We start from the raw sequence: 22,278 nt of genomic DNA on the forward strand, positions 1-22,278 counted from the left end.
ATCATCCCATCTGAAAGGATTTACTGTATGACCCAACGCATGGCAACGCGCCACCTTCCCGCCTTGAACCTGAGCCGCATCGCCACCGCCGTGCAACTGGCGCTTATCACGGGCTTGACCGTAGGGGCGTTGGGCGTGGCGGCCCCGTCAGCCTACGCGCAAGCGGGGGCGGGCCAGGCCCGGCAAGCGTTCAACGTGCCGGCCGGTACACTGGGCCTGGCCCTCAATACCTTTGCCGCCGAGGCGGGCGTTGAATTGACGGTCGAGGCTAACCTGCTGCAAGGCAAGAGCAGCACCGGCCTGTCCGGCAGCTACAGCGTGCCTGAAGGCTTTTACGAATTGCTGCGCGGCCACGGCTTGCAAGCCGTGCGCGAGGGTAATGGCAGCTACACGGTGCGCCGCGAAGCGGCACATAGCGCCGCCGCCGAGGCTGCCGCCACCATGCCGGCCGTGACGGTATGGGGCAAGGGCAATGCGGTGACGGATGCCTACGCAGGCGGCCGAGTGGCGTCCGGCGGCCGCGTGGGATTCCTGGGAGACAAGGACTTCATGGAAACCCCGTTCAACACCATCAGCTATACGGATAAATTCATCGAAGACCGGCAGGCGCGCGACATCACCGATGTGATTTCCGCCACCGACCCCACCGTCTTCAGCAGCGGCATGACGGGCATCATCGGTGAGAATTATTCGATACGGGGCTTCAGTTCGAATATCGGCGACGTCGCGTTTGGCGGCCTGTACGGCATCTCGCCCTACTACCGCACCTCGCCTGAAATGTTCGAGCGCATCGAGGTGCTGAAGGGACCGTCAGCCTTGCTCAATGGCATGCCGCCGGGCGGTTCCGTGGGCGGCAGCATCAACCTCGTGCCCAAGCGCGCGGGCGATGCGCCGCTGGCGCGGGTGACGGCGTCGTATATGTCGGACGCGCAATGGGGCGGCCATGTGGACCTGGGCCAACGGTTCGGCGAGCATCAACAGTTCGGCATCCGCGTCAACGGCGTCTACCGCGATGGCGACGGCGCCATCGACCATCAGAAAAAGAAGACCAAGCTCGTCTCCGTGGGCCTGGACTGGCGTGGCAACGGTGCGCGCCTGTCCGCCGACCTGTATCACAGCGAGGACCGCGCCGATGGCTTGAACCGGGGCGTCAACCTGGCCGCCGGCTTGCCCGTGCCGCGTCCGCCGAAAGCGGAAACCTTATTAAATCCCAGCTGGGCGTTCTACGATACCAGGGACAAGGGCGCCATGCTGCGCGGTGAGCTGGACTTGAACGCGCAAATGATGGCGTATGCCGCCGTGGGCGCCAGCCGGGCCGACTACCAGTCGACGGGCGCCTACCTGATCCAGGTATTCAACACGGCCGGCGATTACCGCACCAACGTCGCCGACCTGGGCTTCGACGTGGAAAAGCAATCGGCGGAAGCGGGCTTGCGGGGCAAGCTGCGCACGGGCGATATCGGCCATCAATGGGCCGTCAACGCCACCTATTATCACCATACGGACAAGCAGTACGGCCGCAGGAATACCCTGGCGAAAGACTGGATCACGAATATCTACAACCCCGTCTGGGGTCCGGCGACGCGCTTCGAGGCGCCGCAGATTTCCAAGGCAGAACTGCGCCTGACCAGTGTCGGCCTGGTCGATACGCTTTCTTTTGCGCAAGACACCGTGCAGCTGACGGTGGGCTTGCGCCGCCAGGAAGTGCTCAGTGATAACTTCAACATCAAGACGGGCGCGCGCACCTCGCGCTATGACGAAGGCGCCACCACGCCGGCCGTCGCCGTGCTGGTCAAGGCCAGCAAGACGATTTCCCTGTACGGCAACTACATCGAAGGCTTGAGCCAGGGCGCCACGGCGCCGTTGACGGCGGCCAATTCGGGCGAGGTCTTTGCGCCGTACAAGTCGAAGCAGGCGGAACTGGGCTTCAAGGTCGACCTGGGCGAGTTCGCGCATACGGTCAGCGTGTATGAAATCAAGCGGCCCAGCAGCTATATCGACCCGGTCAGCAATATCTTTTCCTTTGGCGGCGAACAGCGCAACCGCGGCATCGACTGGGGCTTCTTCGGTTCGCCCTTGCGCGACGTGCGCCTGATGGGCGGCGTGGCGTATGTCGATCCCGTCTTGAGCAAGACGGTGGGCGGCGCCAACCAGGGCAAACAGGCCACGGGCGTGCCCAAGCTGCAAGCCAAGCTCGGTGTCGAATGGGATACGCCTGCCATTCCCGGCGTGACCCTGACCGCGAACGCGACGGCGGCATCGAAGCAATACATCAATGCCGACAATTCGATGTCCGTGCCGGGCCGTACCGTGTTTGACGTGGGCGCCCGCTATGCGACTCAGGCGGCTGGCCGGCCCCTGACCGTGCGCGCCAGCGTGACGAACGTCAGCAACAGGGCGTACTGGGCACTGCCGCAATGGACCAGCCTGGGCCTGGGCGCGCCGCGTACCGTCATGCTGTCGGCCACGACGGAGTTTTAAGCCTATTCGTCCGGGCCCCGTGCCAGGCTGCTTGAACGTTGCCACGTCCACATCAGGCCGATGCCGGCCGAGGTGCCGCTGTTCTGGCGCAACAGGGGGCTGGCGCGGTTGGCGGCGCCTGTGTAAGTATCGTAGCGTACAAAGGCAAAGGCGCGCCAGTCCGGGTGCAGCCGGTACGAACCGCCGAGGCCCAGCCGCGTGAGCATCAGCCCGCCTTTTGCCGCATACGCCGGGCGCTGAGCGGTGGCAAACGCGGGGCGCACGCCATACAAGTAATCGTTGATGGCGGCATTGCCCAGCACGGCGCCCAGGCTGGCATCGACATGCCATGCCTGCTGCCCGCCTTGCAGCGCGTAGACGAAGCGGGGCTCGAACGTGGCGCCCTGGCGACGCAGGCCGCCGCGCGCTTCGATGACGGCGCGCAAGGGCAATTCCAGCCCCAGGCGGCTGTGCTGCGTCGGCTCGGCCAGCTTGATTTTCAGGCGCGGACCAAATTCCACCAGGGTGCCCAGGTCCGGCATGCCGCGCCGGGCCGGCACGTCGCTGGAGCGGGCCGGCAAGGACAGGGCAAAACCGATATCGAAGTCGAGGCGATCCGTGTTGAGCAGGCGCGCGCCCACGCCGGAGCGGTCGGCGCGCAGCACTTTCCCCCGATAAATCAGATAGGGCAGGGCCAGGCTGCGCGTCGAGCGTTCGCTGGCGCCGGGATAGGCGGGCGTGACGGCCGTGCCGCCAAATACGCCCGCTTCCCATAAGGGCAGCGGTGCTTCGGCGGCGCGCGCCGGCGCCATGGCAGTGCAGAGGGAGGTGGCGGCCAGCAAGGTGCGTGCGATATTCATCGGGGGACTCCGCAAGGTTTGCCCTCCGGCAGCGATTCCAGGTCGGCAAAGGCACCCAGCGCCTGCGATTGATGCCAGCCCAGTTCATTGCGCACGGCCAAGGCTTCCGTCGCCTTGCCCTGGCGTTCATACTGGTCGATCAGCGCCTTGTAGCTGAGGGCGCTCGATTGTTTGCTGCGTTGCGCCAGCGCGATGGCCTGGCGGAAATGAAATTCGGCCGCATCGTAGCGGCAGGCTCCGCTGGCGGCGCGTCCCGCCTGGTGGTGCAGCCGCGCCTGCCAAGCGAGATCGCCATGGCCCAGTTCGACATTCCCGACGGCGTCCGCGTAGCTGCGCATGGCTTGCGCCCAGTCGCCCTGGCTGGCCGCCTCGCGTCCGAACTGCTCCTGCTGCGCCGCCATGCGCAGTTCCACCTGCGTGGCGCAGGCTGCCAGCGTCATCAAGACCAGCGGCAGGACGAGGCAAGAGCGGAAGGGGAGCAGTGTGGACATGGCGCCACTGTAGCGCATGGGAAGGCGCGCACGTTTGCGCGATACGCATGAATTCGGGATTTGCCCCGGCATGGATGACATATAATTTGCACACGACTTTGTTATTTTTGACAGTACACTTCACGGGAGCACCATGTTTTCACGCAAATTCCATTCTTGTGCACAGCTGATGCTGGCTACCTTGCTGATGGGCTTTATCGCCGCCTCCCCGGCGCGAGCGCAGCAGGCAGCCGTCAAATTGCCGAATGTGGTGATCCTGGCCACGGGCGGCACCATCGCCGGCAGCGGCGCCGACAGCACCACCACCGTCGGCTACACCTCGGCCACCGTGGGCGTCGAGCGCCTGATCGCGGCCGTGCCGGAATTGAAGAAAGTGGCGAATGTGAAAGGCGAGCAAGTGTTCCAGATCGCCAGCGAAAGCATGGGCAACAGCCACTGGCTGACCCTGGCCAAGCGCATCAACGTGCTGCTGGCCTCGAACGATGTCGATGGCGTGGTCGTCACGCACGGCACCGACACCATCGAGGAAACGGCGTACTTCCTGAACCTGACCGTGAAAAGCCACAAACCGGTGGTGGTCGTGGGCGCCATGCGTCCATCGACGGCCATCTCGGCTGACGGCCCCATCAACCTGTACAACGCCGTGATGCTGGCGGGTAGCAAGGAAGCCGTGGGCAAGGGCGTCTTGGTGGCCTTGAACGACCAGATCAACGCGGCGCGCGAAGTGACAAAGACGAATACGTCCACCACCGACACCTTCAAGTCGCCGGAACTGGGCATGCTCGGCTATATCCAGGGCAGCAAGGCCTTCTTTTACCGCCAGTCGACGCGCAAGCACACCTTGGAATCGGAATTTGACATCAGCAAGCTCGATGCTCTGCCGCAAGTGGACATCGTCTACGGCTACGCGAACATGAACCGTGTCGGCATCGATGCCTTCATTGCTGCCGGCGCCAAGGGCATCATCCACGCGGGCGTGGGCGATGGCAGCGTGGCCGCGCAAATGAAGCCGGCCCTGGTGGAAGCGCGCCAGAAGGGCGTGCTGATCGTGCGTTCGAGCCGCGTCGGCCAGGGCATCGTGGCGCGCAATGGCGAAGCCAACGACGATGAACTCGACAGTGTCGTATCCGACACCCTGAACCCGCAAAAAGCCCGCATCCTGCTGATGCTGGCCCTGACCAAAACGAATAGCACGCAAGAAATCCAGCGTATCTTCTATACCTATTGATCGCTGTCACGCCGGCCCGGTCGCTTCGGCTGGGCCTGGTAGATTTACGCTTGCCCGCTTTGCTGCCATACTTCGCTTCTGAATAATTTCCTGGCAGAAGCAGCAATACTGTTCCTTCTCCCCTGTCCATGGCTATCCTGTCCGACATCATTCTGTATCCGATCAAATCGTGCGCCGGCATCCATTTGCGCGAGGCCGTCCTGACGCGCTCCGGGCTGATGAGCGAGCACGTGTTCGACCGCGAATGGATGGTGGTGGATGCGCAAGGCCGCTTCCTGACCCAGCGCGAATATCCGCGCATGGCGCTGATCGTGCCATCCATCAAGGCCACGACCCTGGAATTACGCGCGCCGGGCATGCTGCGCCTGGAAATCGAGCTGGGCTTGCCGCACCCGCAACTGGCACCGATGCTGGACGTGCAAGTGTGGGACGATACCGTGCGCGCCTACGATTGCGACGACGTCACGGCCACGTGGTTTTCCAAGGCCATCGGCGTGCCGTGCCGCCTGGCGCGCTTTCACCCGGACGTGGTGCGCGCCACCAGCACCAAATGGACGGATGGCGTGGCTGCCTCGACCATGTTTGCCGATGGCTATCCCGTGCTGATCGCCGGTGCCGCCTCGCTAGCCGATGTCAATGACAAGCTGCGCGCCGCCGGCCGTGAAGCGCTGCCGATGAACCGTTTCCGTCCCAACCTCGTCATTGGCGACATCGGCGCCTTCGAGGAAGACTACGCGGACTTCCTGCAATTCGGCGCGACCACCTTGAAACCCGTCAAGCCGTGTTCGCGCTGCCCGATCCCGTCGGTGGACCAGGCCACGGGCGTGCCCGGCCCGGACCCGCTCGACGTCATGCATGGCTATCGCGCCAAACCCGAGCTCGACGGCGCCATCTGCTTCGGCATGAACGCCATCGTCACCGAAGGCGGCGATGAGCGTATCGTGGTGGGGCAGGACATCGGTTTCGAACTGGCATTTTAAGCATGGCGCCCGCACACAAGGGTTTAAGGTTTCTATGAATCAAGCAATACCGCCGGACCCGCGCATTGCCAGCCTCGAAGCCGAAAACCAGGCTTTGCGCGCGCGCATGGCCTTCCTGCTGGAACAGGTCGAGCGCAACCACGACATCATGTGCCGGCACCAGGCGTTCGACCTGGAAATCGTCAGCGCGTCCACCTTTCCCGAATTGATCGGCACCATCTTCCGCACTTTGCCCGTGATTTCCGACCTCGACGGCGTCACCCTGAGCCTGCTCGACGAGGATGACGATATCGTGCTGGTGATGGAAAAGCTGGGCGTCGATTTCAGCGCCTTCCCGCAGTTGCTGTTTGTGCATGCCGTGGCGGAGCTGGGTTTTGCTCCGCCGGCGTCCGTGGCCGAGGGGGAGGCGGCCTTGCCGCCGTTGCCGCTGCTGGGTGCCTTCGACGCGGCCGTGCATGGCCCGCGTTTTCCGCAGATCGACGCCCTGCGCAGCGTGGCGCTGGTGCCCTTGCTGCGCAACAAGCGCCTGATTGGCAGCCTGAACCTGGCCAGCAGCGACGTGACGCGCTTTACGCCCGCGCTGGGCACGGATTTCATCAAGCACATGGCGTCCATCATCGCCATATGCCTGGAAAACGTGATCAGCAATGAAATGCTCAAATACATCGGCTTGACCGATTCCTTGACGGGCGTCTACAACCGGCGCTATATCGACCGCCGGCTGCTGGAAGAAATCGCCCGCGCGCGGCGCCAGAATTATTGCATCTCATGCATGTATATCGACATCGACCATTTTAAATTGGTCAATGACACGCATGGCCACCAGGGCGGCGATGAAGTGCTGCGCGAGGTTGCCACGCGCATCCGCACGGAATTGCGCCGCTCCGATGCGCTGGGCCGTTTCGGCGGCGAGGAATTCGTCGTCCTGCTGATCGACGCCGACCTCGATAGCGCGACCTTTGTTGCCGAACGCATTCGCGCCAGCATCGCCGGCACCATGTTTGACTTGCCGGGCAGCGCGCAAGCGTGGGTCAGCGTGTCGATCGGCGTGGCCAGCCTGGAAGCGGACGCGGCGCTACTCCCCATCGAAACGGTGGCGCAGCAGCTGGTGGCGCACGCCGACCAGGCCCTGTACCAGGCCAAGGCCGATGGCCGCAACAAGGTCGTCAGCTGGCAGGCGCAGCCCGGCTAATTATTTCAATAGCAAGGTTTCTGCTTTGGCCACGGCGTCTGCCGTGCCGCGCAGCACCACCACGTCGCCGCTGGCCAGCTGCGTCTCCGGGGTGACATCAAGGCGGCCCCGGCCGCGGCGGATGGCGGTCACAAACGCGCCGCAGCCGGCTACGTCGATCGTGCTCAAGGGCAGTCCCACGCAGTGCGCGCCCTCGTTGACGGTGACCGTATGCAGGCGTTCCAGTTCGGCATCGTCGCCCGCGTCGCTGGAACCATGGAAATAGCCGCGCAAGGACGCATAGCGTTCTTCGCGCGCCGCCTGCACCCGGTGCACCACGCGGCGCAGGGGCACGCCCATCATGATCAGCGCATGCGAAGCGAGCATCAGGCTGCCTTCCATCAATTCCGGCACCACTTCGGCCGCGCCCGCCTTCTTCAGCTGGTCGAGGTCGGTATCGTCGTGGCTGCGCACGATGACGGGCAGGGTTGGCGCCATTTCGTTGAGCAAATGCAATAACTTCAGTGCCGAAGGCGTATTCGCATACGTGATCACCACGGCGCTGGCCCGGTAGATGCCGGCCGCCACCAGGCTTTCGCGCCGGCCCGCGTCGCCATACGACACGTGGGCGCCGGCCAGCTGCGCTTCCTGCACCCGTTCCGGGTCCAGGTCCAGCGCGTGGTATTCGATCTTTTCTTCCGCCAGCAGGGTGGCCAGGCTTTGTCCGCTGCGCCCGAAGCCGGCGATCAGCACGTGTTTCTGCGACGCCATGGTGCGCGTGGCGATCTTGGTCAGTGCCAACGATTGCATCATCCAGTCGTTGGCCGCCAGTTTCATGACGATGGCGTCGGACTTGGCGATGAGGAAGGGCGCCACCAGCATCGACAGCACCATCGACGCCAGCACCACCTGCACGACGAACGGGTCCATCAGCTTGATGCCGCCAGCCAGGTTCAGCAGCACGAAGCCGAACTCGCCCGCCTGCGCCAGTCCCAGCCCCGTGCGCAAGGCCACGCCGTTGCTGGAGCCGAACAGCCGGGCCAGGCCCGCGATCAGGGCGAATTTCAGCAGCACGGGGCCGCACAGCAGCAGCAGGACGAGCCACCAGTTCTCAAACACCACACGGATATTGAGCAGCATGCCGACGGTGATGAAGAACAGGCCCAGCAGCACGTCGCGGAAGGGCTTGATATCCTCTTCCACCTGATGCTTGAATTCCGTCTCGGAAATGAGCATGCCGGCAACAAACGCTCCCAGGGCCAGCGACAGTCCGGCCCGTTCCGTGATCCAGGCCGCGCCCAGGGTAATCAGGAGCAGGTTGAGCATGAACAACTCTTGCGAGCGGCGCTTGGCGACGATGGTCAGCCAGCCGCGCACCAGCTTCTGGCCGATGAAAAGCAGCAAGATCAGCACCACCAGGGCCTTGCCGCCGGCCCAGGCCAGGGTTTCGGCCAAGTTGTCCGAATCGCGCGTGAGGGCGGGAATCAGGATCAGCAGGGGCACGACGGCCAGGTCCTGGAACAGCAGAATGCCGATGATCTTGCGGCCGTGTTCGCTTTCGAGTTCCAGCCGTTCCGTGAGCATTTTCGAGACGATGGCCGTCGACGACATGGCCAGCGCGCCGCCCAGGGCGAAGGCGGCTTGCCAGCTCAGGTGGATGTAGGCGGACAGGTAATGTCCGACGAACCAGCCGAAGAAGACGGTGGCGATGATGGTGGTGACCACCTGCGCCATGCCAAGGCCGAAGACGATGCGCCGCATGGCGAGGAACTTGGGCAGGGAAAACTCGAGCCCGATGGAAAACATCAGGAAGACGACGCCGAACTCGGCCAGGGTGTGGCTGGCCTCGTTTTCAGCCGCCAGGCCCAGCGCGTGGGGGCCGATGACGATGCCGACGGCCAGGTAGCCCAGCATGGGCGGCAAATGCAACATTCTGAAAGCGACCACGCCCAGCACGGCGCTGCCGAGTAACATCAGGGTCAGTTCAAGCGAGGAAAACATGGGTTGCCCGGTGCGGTCAATGGAAATCGTTGTTTGTTGTGACTGGCAAGTTTTTTGCTTTCCTAATTCGTTTATACTTTGGGCATGAGTGTAACCCATGAAAAAACAATGCTGAAAGCTTTTGATCGAATTGACATGCAAGCGACGACCGAGCGCGCCGTCGCGCTGGCCCGCACCACCTTGCAGATCGAGTCCGACGCCATCGTTGCGCTGCACGCGCGCCTGGCCACGGACGACAGCGTGGGCCGCGCCGTGGCGATGTTGTTGCAATGCAAAGGAAGAGTCGTCGTCTCCGGCATCGGCAAATCCGGCCATATCGCGCGCAAGATTGCCGCCACCCTCGCTTCCACCGGCACGCCGGCCCTGTTCGTGCATCCGGCCGAAGCGGCCCATGGCGACCTGGGCATGGTCACCTCGGAAGATGCTTTTATTGCCATATCGTACTCCGGCGAATCGTCGGAACTGATGGCCATCATGCCCGTCGTCAAGCGCATGGGTGGCGTGCTGATTTCCATGACGGGCAAGCCGAATTCGAGCCTGGCGCAATTGGCCGACGTGCACCTGGATATTTCTGTTGAGAAAGAAGCCTGTCCGCTGAACCTGGCGCCGACGGCCAGCACCACCGTCACTCTGGCCCTGGGCGACGCGCTTGCCGTGGCCTTGCTCGACTTGCGCGGCTTCAAGGAAGAAGATTTTGCCCGCTCGCACCCGGGCGGCGCCCTGGGCCGTCGCCTGCTCACGCACGTGCATGATGTCATGCGCAGCGGCGAACGCGTGCCGAAAGTGCCCGTGCAGGCTTCCTTGCTGCAGGCGCTGGAAGAAATGACGAAGAAAGGCATGGGCATGACGGCCGTCGTCGACGCGGACAACCGCCCCGTGGGCGTGTTTACGGATGGCGACTTGCGCCGCATGTTCGAGCGCGTGCAGGATTTCACGCAAGTGGCGATCCGCGACGTCATGCATGCGCAGCCGCGCAGCATCGCGCCCGAACGCCTGGCCGTGGACGCCGTGGCCGTGATGGAGCAGTTCCGCATCAACCAGATGCTGGTCGTCGATGCCGACGGCAAACTGGTGGGCGCGCTGCATATCCATGATCTGACGCAAGCGAAGGTGATCTGATGGATAGCGTCGCGGACAACCTGGCACGCGCGGCCAAGGTCAAACTGATGATCTTTGACGTCGATGGCGTGCTCACCGACGGCAGCCTGCATTTCGGCCCGGACGGCGAGATGATGAAAACGTTTAATGTGTATGATGGCCTGGGCATCAAGCTGCTGCAGGAATCGGGCGTGCAGACGGCCATCATCAGCGCGCGCCGCTCGGCCATCACGGCGCGCCGCGCGCAAGACCTGGGCATTACCCACGTGCACCAAGGCGGCCACGACAAGCTGACGCCGTTTCGCGAACTGCTGGCGCTGACGGGCTTGACGGAAGAGCAATGCGGCTATATCGGCGACGACGTCATCGATGCGCCCATCCTGAAACGCGTCGGCTTTGCCGTCAGCGTGCCGGGCGGACGCCCGGAAGTGCAGGGCCTGGCCCACCATGTGACGCAGGCCGGCGGCGGCCGCGGCGCGGTGCGCGAGATCTGCGAATTCCTGCTGCGTGCCCAGGACAATTATGCGCGCGTCATGGCGCCGTTCCTGGAGTGAGGCGCGCCGCCTCGCCAGTGACATTTGAAAGAGTGAAGCCCTATGCGTAAGCCAGGAGGCGCCCATCGCTGGCGCATGATTTTTACCGTGCTGGGCGCGGTTGTTGTCGCGCTGGGCAGCTTTTGGCTGCTCGAGGTGATGAACAAGAATAGCCAGGACATCACGGCCAGCAAGCATCTGGATGAGCCCGACTATTTCATCACCAATTTCAGCCTGGTGCGCATGGACTTGACGGGAAAACCCAGCTATATCGTGTCGGGCACCAAGCTCACGCATTATCCGCTGGACGATTCGTCCGACATCGACCGGCCCTTCGTGCGCAAGCTCACGCCAGGCATGCCACCGATGAACATGAATGCGGAACTGGCGCATATCGACCAGGACAATACCCGGCTGCAACTGCACCGCAATGTCGTGATCGACCGCGTGGCCAGTCCGAAGGCGCAGAACCTGACGGTCAAGACGGAAGCGCTGACGGTGTTCCCGGATGAGGAAAGAATGGAGACGGACGTGCCTGTCGATATCCTGACGGGCACCTCGCGCCTCAATGGCATCGGCATGAAGGCCAATAACGCCACCGGCGTGGTGGAAGTGCAGAATGCGCTGCGCATGGTCCTCCCGCCGAAACCGCACCCGGCCGCGGCGGCAAAATGAAAGAATGAAACAAGGAAACCATACTATGAAGAACATCTTGCTGTTGACCGTATTTTCCCTGGCCATCATGGGCGTGGCGCATGCCGAGAAGGCCGATTCCGAGAAGGAAGCCGTTATCACGGCACGTAGCGGCCACGTCGATGATATCAAGCAGGTGCGCACCCTGACGGGCGACGTCGTGCTGGTCAAGGGGACCCTGACCATGAAGGCGGGTCGCGCCGTGATCACGGAAGATCCGCAAGGCTACCAGTTCATTACCTTCTGGGCCGATCCCGGCAAGCTCGCCACCTTCCGCCAGAAGCGCGATGGCGCGGGCGACCTGTGGGTGGAAGGCGAAGCGGAGCGCGTGGAATACGACAACAAGACGGAAGTGGTGAAACTGTTTTCCCGGGCCAAGCTGACGCGCCTGGAAGGCACGAAAGTGACCGACGTGGCCAATGGCGCCTTCATCTCGTATGACAGCCGCAAGGAAGTGTTTGCGATGGAAAATTCCAACAGCGGCACCAGCACCCCGGATGGCGGCAGTGTGCGCATGGTGATCCAGCCGAAAACCAAGGCACCGGCGGCGGAGAAAGCGCCGGCCACGCCTGCGCCAGGAAAGAAATAATGGATAATACTCGTTGCGGCAGCACCCTGATCGTTCGCGGGCTGCAAAAAACCTATGGCAAGCGGCAAGTCGTGCATGATGTCTCGCTGCAAGTCGAATGCGGCGAAGTGGTGGGTTTGCTGGGCCCGAACGGCGCCGGCAAGACCACCTCGTTCTACATGATCGTCGGCCTGGTGCCGTCCGATGGCGGCAGCATCGATATCAGCGGCGTGGACATCTCCAGCCTGCCGATCCACCGCCGCGCTCAGATGGGCCTGTCCTACCTGCCGCAGGAAGCGTCCGTCTTCCGCAAGCTGACGGTGGAAGACAATATCCGCGCCGTGCTGGAAATCCAGACCGTCGAAGGCCGTCCGCTGACGAAGGCCGAGATCGAGGTGCGCCTGGATAAATTGCTGGCCGATTTGCAGATTGAAAAGCTGCGCGAGAACCAGGCCCTGTCCCTGTCGGGCGGTGAGCGCCGCCGCGTGGAAATCGCCCGCGCGCTGGCCACCGATCCCCGTTTCGTGCTGCTCGACGAACCGTTCGCCGGCGTCGATCCGATCGCCGTGATCGAGATCCAGCGCATCGTGCGGTTCTTGAAGGAGCGCAATATCGGCGTGCTGATCACCGATCATAATGTGCGCGAGACGCTGGGTATCTGCGACCGTGCCTACATCATCAACCAGGGCTCGGTACTGGCGTCGGGACGCCCCGACGACATCATCGCGAACGAGTCGGTACGCCGGGTCTATCTGGGCGAACACTTCCGCATGTAAGCCAATGAAACAATCATTGCAGCTGCGCACTTCGCAGCACCTGGCACTGACGCCGCAGTTGCAGCAATCGATACGCCTGTTGCAATTGTCTACCCTGGAATTGCATCAGGAACTAGAGCAATTGCTGACGGACAATCCCTTGCTCGAACGCCTCGATGACCCGCTCGACCGTTCGTTGCGCCTGCTTTCCGACGGCGCCTTGAGTTCCACGGCTGCACCGGCCGAAGCGCCGCCCCAGCCGCCAGGCCAGGAAGCGCCCGCAGCGCCTGCCGAAGCGGAAACCTTTGATGGCGATGCCGGCGAGGGGCCGGCCGCCGCGGATGGCGGCGACAGCGACTGGAGCGAGGCGAGCCGCGGCAAGGCGCCCGACGACGAGGATTCGCGCCCGCAACTCGAAGCCCATCACTGCACCCTGCGCGAACACCTGATGGAGCAGATGCGCGTGACGGTGCTCGAATTGCGCGACCGCGCGCTGGTCGAGCTGATCATCGATGCGCTCGACGACAATGGCTACCTGGAAGAGTCGCTTGAGGACATCCTGGCGCGCCTGCCGGAAGAGCTGGAAATCGATGCGGACGAGATGCGCACGGCCTTGTCTCTCTTGCAAAGTTTCGATCCGCCTGGCGTGGGCGCGCGCAATGCCTCCGAATGCCTGGCGCTGCAAATCAAGCGCTTGCCGCACATCGCCATGGTGACGCGCCGCATGGCCCTCGTCATCGTGGAAAAGCACCTGGCCTGGTTTGCCCAGCGCGATTTCAACAAGCTGAAAAAAGCCCTCGATTGCGACGATGAAGACTTGCGCGAAGCGCAGACGGTGATTCGCCAGTGCAATCCGCATCCGGGTGCCGTGTTCGCCTCGGACGTGTCCGATTACGTGGTGCCCGACGTCGTCGTCAAGCGCGCGCGCAATGGCTGGCAAGTCACGTTGAACAACGATGTCATGCCGCGCCTGCGCGTCAATGCCATGTACGCCAACTTGCTCAAGCAGGGCAAGGGTGAGGGCGCCATGGGCGCACAGTTGCAGGAAGCCAAGTGGCTGATCAAGAATATGCGCCAGCGCTTCGACACGATCCTGCGCGTGGCGCAGGCGATAGTAGAAAGACAAAAGAGCTTTTTCTCGCATGGGGCCGTTGCCATGCGTCCCCTTGTGCTCCGTGAAATAGCTGATACACTGGGTTTACACGAGAGTACTATCTCGCGGGTAACAACTCAAAAGTACATGCTGACCCCGCACGGCATGTTCGAGTTGAAATATTTCTTTGGTAGCCACGTCGCCACCGAAGCGGGGGGCGAAGCGTCATCGACGGCGATACGGGCATTGATCGTGCAACTGACAGGAGCAGAAGACCCTAAAAATCCTTTATCCGACAGTAAGATTGCGGACATGCTGGGGGAACAAGGCATGGTGATTGCGCGACGTACTGTTGCCAAATACCGGGAAGCGTTGAAAATTCCGCCAGTGAGCCTGCGTAAGTGTTTGTAAGTTTTTTTCGGTTCCTCTGCGGGCCGGATAGGATGGACCGCACGAACCCGATCATCTTTAGGAGTGTGTATGAATCTCACCATCAGCGGACATCATCTCGAAGTGACACCAGCCATCCGTGAATACGTACAAACGAAGCTGGAGCGCGTGAAACGTCATTTCGATCAAGTCATCGATATCGCCGTGATTCTGACCGTGGATAACCTCAAAGAGAAAGAAAAACGTCAAAAGGCTGAAGTCAACCTGCGTTTGAGCGGCAAGACTGTCTATGTGGAAAGCTTGGCGCACGACCTGTACGCCGCGATCGATACCCTGATCGACAAGCTCGATAGGCAAGTGATGAAATACAAAACCAAAGTGCAAGGGCACGGTAAAGAGGCGATCAAGCATCTGCCAGACAACTCCGAGGAAGAAGCCGTCGTCGCCGTCTAAGGCCACCCGCTTCCAGCAGTTGTGATCAACTAAGGGCGCACATCTTGCGCCCTTTTTTGCGCCTGGACCTTTTGAGCGCAATGTTCGCCGCGCAGGGGCTAAAATGTTTGCACTTTCACTTCTTTCCTGCCTGCCATGAGCGACTTCGTCCAGACTTCCATCCGCAACCGCACGGGCCATATCGTGCTCGACCGTCCGAAAGCCTTGAATTCCCTGTCGCTGGAGATGGTGCGCGCCCTGAGCGCGGTCCTGCTGGCCTGGCGCGACGATCCGCAGGTGGACGCCGTGGTGATCCGCTCCAGCAGTGAAAAAGCCCTGTGCGCCGGCGGCGATATCCGTTTCTTTTACGATGCGGGCCTGGCCACGCCGCAAGGCGGCAGCGCCATGCTGGAAGATTTCTTTACGGAAGAATATGCTTTAAATCATTTAATTCATTTCTACCCAAAACCGTATATCGCCGTGATGGATGGCGTGGTGATGGGCGGCGGCATGGGCGTGGCGCAAGCCGGGCCGGGCAACCGCCTGCGCATCGTGACGGGCCGCACGCGCATGGCCATGCCGGAAGTCAATATCGGCTTGTTTCCCGATGTGGGCGGCAGTTATTTTCTATCCCGCCTGGCGGGCCAGCTGGGCCTGTACCTGGGCTTGACGGGCTTGACGATCAACGCGGCCGATGCCCTGTACACGGGGCTGGCCGATGTCTACCTGCCTGAGGCGCAGATGGGGGCGCTGCTGGACCTGTTCGAATCGACGCGGGGCGAGGCCTTGCCTGTGGCCATCAAGGCGCTGGCGGCGCCTTTCCAGGCCGAGGCGGGGGTGTCTCCCCTGGCCACGGCGCGCGCGGCGCTGGACCGCCATTTCGGCGCCCCTTCCGTGGCCGCCATCATGGCCTCGCTGGCGCAGGATGACAGCGCGTTCGCGGCCAAGGCGCTGGCGGCCATGCGCCTGCGTTCGCCCTTGATGATGTCGGTGACCCTGGAATTGCTGCAGCGGGGCGCCCACCTGGGCGTGGCCGATTGCCTGCGCATGGAGCGCACGGTGGTGCGCCACAATTTCGAACATGGCGAAGTGCTCGAGGGCGTGCGCGCGCTGGTGGTCGACAAGGACAATGCACCGCGCTGGAACCCTGCCAGCCTGGACGACGTCGATGCGGCCATGGTGGCGCGCTTCTTTGCCCCCGTCTGGCCAGCCGCGGCGCATCCGCTGTGCCACCTCGACTAATTAGCTGCGTTCGCGGTGGCGCAGGACGACGCGTTCATTCGGGCCGAAATACTGCGCCAGCCGCTCCGCCATGTACACGGAGCGGTGCTGGCCGCCCGTGCAGCCCAGGGCCACCGTCAGGTAGCTGCGGTTGTCGGACTTGAATGACGGCAACCATTTCTCGATGAAGGCGCGGATGTCGGCCAGCAGTTCCAGCGCGCTCGGCTGCGCGTCGAGGAAGGCGATCACGGGCGCATCGCGGCCGTCGAGCGGGCGCAGCGCCAGGTCGTAATACGGATTCGGCAAGGCCCGCACGTCGAAGACGAAATCGGCGTCCAGCGGCACGCCCAGCTTGAAGGCGAACGATTCGAAGAACAGGGTCAGCGGCGCGCGTTCGGAGGCGACGATATCCTTGATCCAGGCGCGCAGCTTGTTGGCGCTCAGTTCCGACGTGTCGATCACATGGCCCAGCTGTTCGATGGCTGACAGGCGTTCGCGTTCTTCCGAGATGCACTCGATCAGCGTGCGGCGACTGGCCGGATTCTGGTTCGGACGCAATTCGTGCGACAGCGGATGGCTGCGCCGCGTTTCCGAGAAGCGCGCCACCAGCGAATGCGTGGTGGCCGTCAAGAACATGACCTTGACGTCATGCCCCTGGTCGCGCAGCAGGGCCACATTGTGCGGCAGGCTGGTCAGCGACTCGGCGCTGCGCGCATCGACGGCGACGGCCAGTTGCGGTGTACCTTCGTCGAGCAGGGTCTGCACCAGGCTGGGCAGCAAGGCCGGCGGCAGGTTGTCGACACAATAGTAGCCGGTATCTTCCAGCACATTGAGCGCAACGGATTTACCGGAGCCGGATATTCCGGTGATAAGGACGATATGCATACGCCGATCATACAATAAAGATCGGCGCTCTGCTTCCAAGGCAATTATCTTTACAAATTATTGCAATTTGGAATGTGATATTGCCGGGATTGGCAGGGCGCTCTCGTCACGACCGTAGGTCGGCTTAGCGCGTCGCGCGTAAGCCGACACTGCGGCATGGGCCAACAATGTCGTCGGATTACGCACGGCGTTGCCGCGCTAATCCGACCTACTTGCTAATCGCCACTCATTGCCAACCTCTGCCGCTCCATGAACTCCTGCAAGGTATCGATGCCGCGCAATTGCAAAATCGTGTTGCGCACGGCCGCTTCCAGCAGTACGGCGATGTTGCGGCCGGCGGCGACGGGGATGACGACCTTGCGCACGGGCAAACCCAGCACGTCTTCCGTGGGGAACAGGAAAGGCAGGCGCTCGACTTCCTCTTCCAGCGCGTTGCGGCGCACCAGATGCACGATCAGTTTCAGGCGCATCTTGCGGCGCACGGCCGTTTCGCCAAAGATGGCCTTGATATCGAGCAAGCCCAGGCCCCGCACTTCCAGCAGGTTTTGCAGCAAAGGCGGGCAGCGGCCTTCGATCATGTTGGGCGCGATGCGCGAGAATTCGACGGCGTCGTCGGCCACCAGGCCGTGGCTGCGCGAAATCAGTTCCAGCCCCAGTTCGCTCTTGCCCAGGCCCGAATCGCCCGTGATCAGCACGCCCACGCCCAGCACGTCCATGAACACGCCATGCATGATGATGCGTTGCGCCAGCTTTTTGGACAGGTAGACGCGCAGGAAGTCGATCACTTGCGCGGCCGGCAGCGGGGTGGAGAACAGGGGAATGTTTTGCTCGTCGCAGATGGCGAGGATGTCGGGCGGCGTTTCCAGTCCTTGCGCGATGATCAGCGCGGGCGGACCGCCGGCGATCAGCTCGCCAATCACGTGGGTGCGCGTGTTGACCTTCAGGCGCTGGTAGTAATTGATTTCCTGGTGGCCGAAGACCTGGATGCGGCCCGGATGGATCAGGTTCAAGTGGCCCACCTGGTCGGCGGCCGACGAGACATCGCCCGAGATCAGGCGCTCGCCGCCGGGGAAGCCGGCGAACCAGCCCAGTTGCAGACTTTCACGATTGTCGTCGTACAGGCGTTGTATCGTCAGTGGCGTTTGCAACATGGCAGTCTTCTTCTTCAGGAGTGGAGGAATACCTGAAGTTTAACCCGCCGCTTGCAGACTAGGTTGCCAATTGACGATGCGCGAATGTACGGATTTCGGTTCCGGATCCGTGGCCAGTGCCGTGCGGAAGGCGTCATCGGAAAACATTTCAGCGATTTCCGACAGGATTTCCAGATGTTGCTGGGTGACATGATCGGGAATCAGCAGGAAAAACAGCAGATTGACAGGCTTGCCATCGGGCGACTCGAACGGAATCGGCTCGGCCAGGCGGACGAAGGCGCCCAGCGGCGATTTCAAGGTTTTGCTGCCCTTGACCCTGCCATGCGGCACGGCCACGCCATGGCCCAGACCAGTCGAGCCCAGGCGTTCGCGGGCAAACAGATTGTCCGAGACGGTAGAGCGGGCGATGCCGTAATTGTTTTCGAAGATCAGGCCGGCTTGCTCGAAGGCACGTTTTTTACTGGAGACTTCCAGGTCCAGCAGGACGTTTTCGAGGGATAGTATTTTGCTAAGATTAGTCATGACACTCAATGAAATGGTGCAATGCGCAGAGGGCTTGCGAGCCGAATTATAGGCCTGTTTCCGCGGCCTGTAACGCCAATTCTCAACAGTATACGCCCGCTGCGGGCGCAGTGGGCGCTACAGCCCATGTCACCATCATTTTAGCAAAAAAATAACATCGGCGTGTATCGGCTATTTCTTGATTAAAAACACGCGGCGCGCCGGTTTTTCCGCCGCCGAATGCCGATTTTCCGATTTTTCAGCGTCTTTGACATGCTCTGCGGCACTACTGCAACGTTGTTTTAAAACACAGCCAACATTCCTGTTGGCATGGTTTCATGGTGTTGCGCGGTGTTGCCTAATGTTACTGACGGGCGTTGCGCAGATTGCCCGGCATCGCTCCCGTGCTGAAGTTGCTGCGCCAAGGATTGATATCGAGGCCGCCGCGGCGCGTATAGCGCGCATACACGGACAGTTTTTGCGGCTTGCACTGACGCAAGATATCGACAAAGATGCGTTCCACGCATTGTTCGTGGAATTCATTGTGCTCGCGGAAACCGATCAGGTAACGCAGCAGGCTTTCCTGGTCGATCTGCGGTCCCGCATACTCGATCTGCACGCTGCCCCAGTCGGGCTGGCCCGTCACCAGGCAATTCGATTTGAGCAGGTGCGAGACGAGTTTTTCTTCCACTGGCGCTTCGTCCAGCGCTGCCTTCAGCAGCAGCGGCGAGGGCGTGTATTGCGTGATTTCCAGGTCCAGGCGGTCCAGCAGCACGCCATCGAATTCGCCCATTTTCAGCTTGCCGAAATCTTCCTGCAAAGTCAGTTCCACTTGCACGGGCGCGCCGAAACCGTTCGATAAATCCTGCTTGAGCAAGGCCACCAGCGCATCCGGGCTGTCCAGTTTGGTCTGGTTGAAGGAGTTCAGGTACAGCTTGAATGATTTCGACTCGATGATGTTCGGCGAATCGGCCGGCGCGCTGACCTTGGCGATGGCTACCTGCGGCTTGCCGCGCTGGTTCAGCCACGACAGTTCATAGGCATTCCAGATATCGAGGCCGAAAAACGGCAAGGTGCCGTGCAATTCCAGCTCGTCGCGCTTGCCCTGGCGCGGAATGGGAAACAGCAGTTCCGGCGCGTAATCGGTGCGGTAGGCGGAGCTTTTTCCCAAGGGGGATTGTTCGGCGAGGTCGTTGGTGGTGGTCATGGTCGTGTGGCGTGAATTCAGTCAAGCACGCATGGTAGCCTAATTCCCCCGACGGCGAGTAGCCGCCGCCGGGAGGTGATGCTTAACCCAGGAACAGCTTATACACAGGATTGCTGCTTTCATCCCAGTAACGGTACCCCAGGGTATCGAGGAAGCGGGCGAACTCTCCCATTTCATCGGGCGGCACTTGCAAGCCGATCAGGATGCGGCCCACGTCGCCGCCCTGGCTGCGGTAATGGCAAAGTGAAATATTCCAGTTCGGCGCCATGCTGTCGAGGAAGCGCATCAGCGCGCCCGGGCGCTCGGGGAACTCGAAGCGGTACAGCAGCTCGTCTTGCGCCAGCCGGCTCTTGCCGCCCACCAGGTGGCGGATGTGCGACTTGGCCAGCTCGTCGTGGGTCAGGTCCAGCGTCTTGAATTCGTGTTCCTCGAAGGTCTTTGCCAGCACGCTCGATTCATGCCGGTCCGCAATCTGGATGCCGACGAACACGTGCGCGGCTTTTTCATCGCTGATGCGGTAATTAAATTCCGTCACGTTGCGCGCGCCGATGAGCGAGCAGAAACGTTTAAAACTGCCCCGCTGTTCGCGCATGGTGACGGCAAACACGGCTTCGCGGAATTCGCCCAGTTCGGCCCGTTCCGCGACGAAGCGCAAACGGTCGAAATTCATGTTCGCGCCGCTGGCGATGGTGACCAGCGTTTCATTGTTGACGGGATGCTTGGTCAGGCTGGCCCGTTCCACATAGGCCTTGGCACCGGCGATGGCCAGCGCGCCGGACGGTTCCAGAATGCTGCGCGTATCCGTAAACACATCCTTGATGGCGGCGCAGATGGCGTCCGTGTCGACGGTGATGATTTCATCGACATACGCCTGCACCAGGCGGAAAGTTTCCTCGCCGGCCAGGCGCACGGCCGTGCCGTCGGCAAACAGGCCCACGTCGTTCAGGGTCACGCGCTCGCCCGCTTTCAGCGAGCGGGCCATGGCGTTCGAATCGACGCTTTGCACGCCGATGATCTTGATGTCGGGACGGATCTGTTTCACGTAGGCGGCAATGCCGGCGATCAGGCCGCCGCCGCCGATGGGTGCGAAGATGGCGTGGATGGGGCCGGCGTGCTGGCGCAGGATTTCCATACCGATCGTGCCCTGGCCGGCGATCACGTCCGGATCGTCGAACGGGTGCACGAAGGTCAGCTTCTGTTCCTTTTCCAGGGTCAGCGCGTGGTTGTAGGCATCCGTGTAGGACTCGCCGTGCAGCACCACTTCCACATTCACGCCGCCGCGGCCCTTGACTGCCTCGACCTTGACCAGCGGCGTGGTGGTCGGCATGACGATGACGGCACGGCAACCCATGCGCGCGGCCGACAGGGCCACGCCCTGGGCATGGTTGCCGGCCGAGGCGCAAATCACGCCGCGCTTGCGTTCCGCTTCGCTCAGCTTGGACATCTTGTTGTAGGCGCCACGAATCTTGAAGCTGAACACGCTTTGCATGTCTTCGCGCTTGAAGTAAATCTGGTTGTTCAGGCGCTGCGACAGGGCAGGGGCCAGTTCCAGTGGCGTTTCGGTAGCGACGTCATAGACGCGGGCGGTCAGGATTTTCTTGAGGTAGTCGATGTTCATAGTCTGCAAGCAAGTGATTCTGGGCCAGAAAGGGTCTGGAACGTGTCGGGCGATAGCGGCGGCGCGGCGGCGGATAGCCTGGCGACAATAATGCTCTATGGAACTGCGGGCGGGTAGGCCTTTGCCGGCCGGCGCGGATTGTGCGGCGCGCAAGCTGCTCTTCATTATAATGGAGAGCCTTACTGCATCGCGAAGTGTTCCATGATCGAATCCGCAATCGCCTGGCTGCTGCAACTGATCGCAGCGCCGGAAGTCGGGCTGACATCGGTCTTTCTGATCAGCTTTATTTCCGCCACCTTGTTGCCGCTCGGCTCGGAACCGGCCGTCTTTGCCGTCATCAAGGCCAATCCCGCGCTGTTCTGGGCCGCCATCGGCGTCGCCACCCTGGGCAATACCTTGGGCGGTATCGTCGACTACTGGATGGGCTACCGGGCCAAGCAGGCGTTTGCCAAGGAGCGCGACACGCGCTGGTTCCGCTGGCTGGCCCGCTATGGGGCCAAGACCATGCTGCTGGCCTGGCTGCCGCTCGTGGGCGACCCCCTGTGCACGCTGGCCGGCTGGCTCAAGCTGCCGTTCTGGCCCAGCGTGGCCTACATGGCCGTCGGCAAGTGCGCGCGCTACCTGACCATGACGGGCTTGCTGCTGTACGTGCCCGATGGCGTATGGCACAGGATTGGACAAATGCTGGCGTAAACGGCAGGCAAACGGGCGTAATGCAACGCCAGTTTGCCCCATTTTTGGGCAGTTCGATAGTTTGCAGCAGAGTCCGATTCTTGGCATTTTTGCGTCAAAAAATCACCAAGACTGATTTTTTATTCATGCAAAAGAAGGCTTTTCCGTATTTGCTATGGTAGCGGATGGGGTGTTTAAACCTTAGGCGGCCTAAGGCTGTTCCGGCATGGTGCGGCGCAATAAGATAAAATGGGCCTTTAGGGTCCAGTC

Annotated in this window: 21 protein-coding genes; 13 read left to right on the forward strand and 8 right to left on the reverse strand. The window is 62.0% G+C overall.

From position 1 onward, the window contains the following. Nucleotides 1-27 precede the first annotated feature (27 nt). A complete protein-coding gene (locus tag CSQ91_RS24470) occupies nt 28-2,481 on the forward strand; it encodes a TonB-dependent receptor (protein ID WP_099389876.1) in 2,454 nt (817 codons plus the stop codon). A 2-nt stretch (nt 2,482-2,483) separates the two neighbouring features. Here CSQ91_RS24470 and CSQ91_RS24475 read toward each other — a convergent pair whose 3' ends face one another. Together CSQ91_RS24475 and CSQ91_RS24480 are read right to left on the reverse strand one after the other, a co-directional pair. After that, complete coding sequence (locus CSQ91_RS24475) at nt 2,484-3,320, reverse strand: MipA/OmpV family protein (RefSeq protein WP_092609085.1); 837 nt, start codon at nt 3,318-3,320, stop codon at nt 2,484-2,486. Then, nucleotides 3,317-3,811: a hypothetical protein gene (locus CSQ91_RS24480; RefSeq protein WP_143451091.1), complete on the reverse strand. Its 495-nt coding sequence runs from the start codon at nt 3,809-3,811 to the stop codon at nt 3,317-3,319. Before CSQ91_RS24480 ends, CSQ91_RS24475 begins: the two co-directional genes overlap by 4 nt. Nucleotides 3,812-3,944: 133 nt before the next feature. On the opposite strand from CSQ91_RS24480, the gene CSQ91_RS24485 reads away from it, so the two are divergent. From CSQ91_RS24485 to CSQ91_RS24495, 3 genes are all read left to right on the forward strand, one after another. Beyond that, nucleotides 3,945-5,039: a type II asparaginase gene (locus CSQ91_RS24485; RefSeq protein ID WP_070259582.1), complete on the forward strand. Its 1,095-nt coding sequence runs from the start codon at nt 3,945-3,947 to the stop codon at nt 5,037-5,039. A gap of 128 nt (nt 5,040-5,167) precedes the next feature. Then, a complete protein-coding gene (locus CSQ91_RS24490; RefSeq protein WP_099389878.1) occupies nt 5,168-6,019 on the forward strand; it encodes an MOSC domain-containing protein in 852 nt (283 codons plus the stop codon). Between the two features lie 34 nt (nt 6,020-6,053). Beyond that, nucleotides 6,054-7,211 (forward strand): GGDEF domain-containing protein, encoded by a 1,158-nt coding sequence (locus CSQ91_RS24495; protein WP_070259586.1) that lies wholly within the window; start codon nt 6,054-6,056, stop codon nt 7,209-7,211. Here the strand turns inward: CSQ91_RS24495 and CSQ91_RS24500 are convergent, their stop codons facing one another. Further along, nucleotides 7,212-9,191, reverse strand: coding sequence for a monovalent cation:proton antiporter family protein (locus CSQ91_RS24500; RefSeq protein ID WP_034778378.1), 1,980 nt, complete (start codon nt 9,189-9,191; stop codon nt 7,212-7,214). An 84-nt stretch (nt 9,192-9,275) separates the two neighbouring features. Between CSQ91_RS24500 and CSQ91_RS24505 the strand changes: the two genes are divergently transcribed. The 8 genes from CSQ91_RS24505 (at nt 9,276) to CSQ91_RS24540 (ending at nt 15,995) form a co-directional block, all read left to right on the forward strand. Beyond that, nucleotides 9,276-10,310, forward strand: coding sequence for a KpsF/GutQ family sugar-phosphate isomerase (locus CSQ91_RS24505; protein WP_070259613.1), 1,035 nt, complete (start codon nt 9,276-9,278; stop codon nt 10,308-10,310). Beyond that, the gene (locus CSQ91_RS24510; RefSeq protein ID WP_034778379.1) at nt 10,310-10,843 is read left to right on the forward strand and encodes a KdsC family phosphatase; all 534 of its coding nucleotides are present in this window, start codon (nt 10,310-10,312) and stop codon (nt 10,841-10,843) included. The genes CSQ91_RS24505 and CSQ91_RS24510 overlap by 1 nt, the downstream gene beginning before the upstream one ends. A gap of 42 nt (nt 10,844-10,885) precedes the next feature. Further along, nucleotides 10,886-11,497 carry an LPS export ABC transporter periplasmic protein LptC gene (gene lptC / locus CSQ91_RS24515; RefSeq protein WP_257217465.1) on the forward strand — a complete coding sequence of 204 codons (612 nt, stop codon included), beginning with the start codon at nt 10,886-10,888 and terminating at the stop codon, nt 11,495-11,497. A 25-nt stretch (nt 11,498-11,522) separates the two neighbouring features. Continuing rightward, on the forward strand, nt 11,523-12,104 hold the full coding sequence (gene lptA / locus CSQ91_RS24520) for a lipopolysaccharide transport periplasmic protein LptA (protein WP_034778381.1): 582 nt from the start codon (nt 11,523-11,525) through the stop codon (nt 12,102-12,104). Further along, the gene (gene lptB / locus CSQ91_RS24525; protein WP_034778383.1) at nt 12,104-12,859 is read left to right on the forward strand and encodes an LPS export ABC transporter ATP-binding protein; all 756 of its coding nucleotides are present in this window, start codon (nt 12,104-12,106) and stop codon (nt 12,857-12,859) included. The genes lptA and lptB overlap by 1 nt, the downstream gene beginning before the upstream one ends. Nucleotides 12,860-12,863: 4 nt before the next feature. After that, nucleotides 12,864-14,342, forward strand: coding sequence for an RNA polymerase factor sigma-54 (locus CSQ91_RS24530; protein WP_099389880.1), 1,479 nt, complete (start codon nt 12,864-12,866; stop codon nt 14,340-14,342). A gap of 69 nt (nt 14,343-14,411) precedes the next feature. Further along, entirely contained in the window at nt 14,412-14,774 is a 363-nt protein-coding gene (hpf, locus tag CSQ91_RS24535; RefSeq protein ID WP_034778388.1) for a ribosome hibernation-promoting factor, HPF/YfiA family, read from the forward strand. A gap of 135 nt (nt 14,775-14,909) precedes the next feature. Continuing rightward, complete coding sequence (locus CSQ91_RS24540; RefSeq protein ID WP_099389881.1) at nt 14,910-15,995, forward strand: enoyl-CoA hydratase/isomerase family protein; 1,086 nt, start codon at nt 14,910-14,912, stop codon at nt 15,993-15,995. Here the strand turns inward: CSQ91_RS24540 and rapZ are convergent, their stop codons facing one another. From rapZ to ilvA, 5 genes are all read right to left on the reverse strand, one after another. Continuing rightward, a complete protein-coding gene (rapZ, locus tag CSQ91_RS24545; protein WP_035824128.1) occupies nt 15,996-16,859 on the reverse strand; it encodes an RNase adapter RapZ in 864 nt (287 codons plus the stop codon). It lies immediately after the preceding gene. A 215-nt stretch (nt 16,860-17,074) separates the two neighbouring features. Beyond that, nucleotides 17,075-18,010 carry an HPr(Ser) kinase/phosphatase gene (gene hprK, locus CSQ91_RS24550; protein WP_034753337.1) on the reverse strand — a complete coding sequence of 312 codons (936 nt, stop codon included), beginning with the start codon at nt 18,008-18,010 and terminating at the stop codon, nt 17,075-17,077. 39 nt (nt 18,011-18,049) lie between these two features. Then, nucleotides 18,050-18,532 (reverse strand): PTS sugar transporter subunit IIA, encoded by a 483-nt coding sequence (locus tag CSQ91_RS24555; protein WP_034753339.1) that lies wholly within the window; start codon nt 18,530-18,532, stop codon nt 18,050-18,052. A 343-nt stretch (nt 18,533-18,875) separates the two neighbouring features. Then, nucleotides 18,876-19,718: an NADPH-dependent 7-cyano-7-deazaguanine reductase QueF gene (gene queF, locus CSQ91_RS24560; RefSeq protein WP_070278970.1), complete on the reverse strand. Its 843-nt coding sequence runs from the start codon at nt 19,716-19,718 to the stop codon at nt 18,876-18,878. Between the two features lie 82 nt (nt 19,719-19,800). Next, nucleotides 19,801-21,336 carry a threonine ammonia-lyase, biosynthetic gene (ilvA, locus tag CSQ91_RS24565; protein ID WP_034753344.1) on the reverse strand — a complete coding sequence of 512 codons (1,536 nt, stop codon included), beginning with the start codon at nt 21,334-21,336 and terminating at the stop codon, nt 19,801-19,803. A 201-nt stretch (nt 21,337-21,537) separates the two neighbouring features. Here ilvA and CSQ91_RS24570 point away from each other — a divergent pair, with 201 nt between their 5' ends. Beyond that, a complete protein-coding gene (locus tag CSQ91_RS24570) occupies nt 21,538-22,029 on the forward strand; it encodes a YqaA family protein (RefSeq protein ID WP_034778395.1) in 492 nt (163 codons plus the stop codon). The last annotated feature ends 249 nt before the right edge of the window (nt 22,030-22,278 follow it).

The sequence above is a fragment of the Janthinobacterium sp. BJB301 genome, from assembly GCF_002735685.1.
GTDB classification, from domain to species: Bacteria; Pseudomonadota; Gammaproteobacteria; order Burkholderiales; family Burkholderiaceae_D; genus Janthinobacterium; species Janthinobacterium lividum.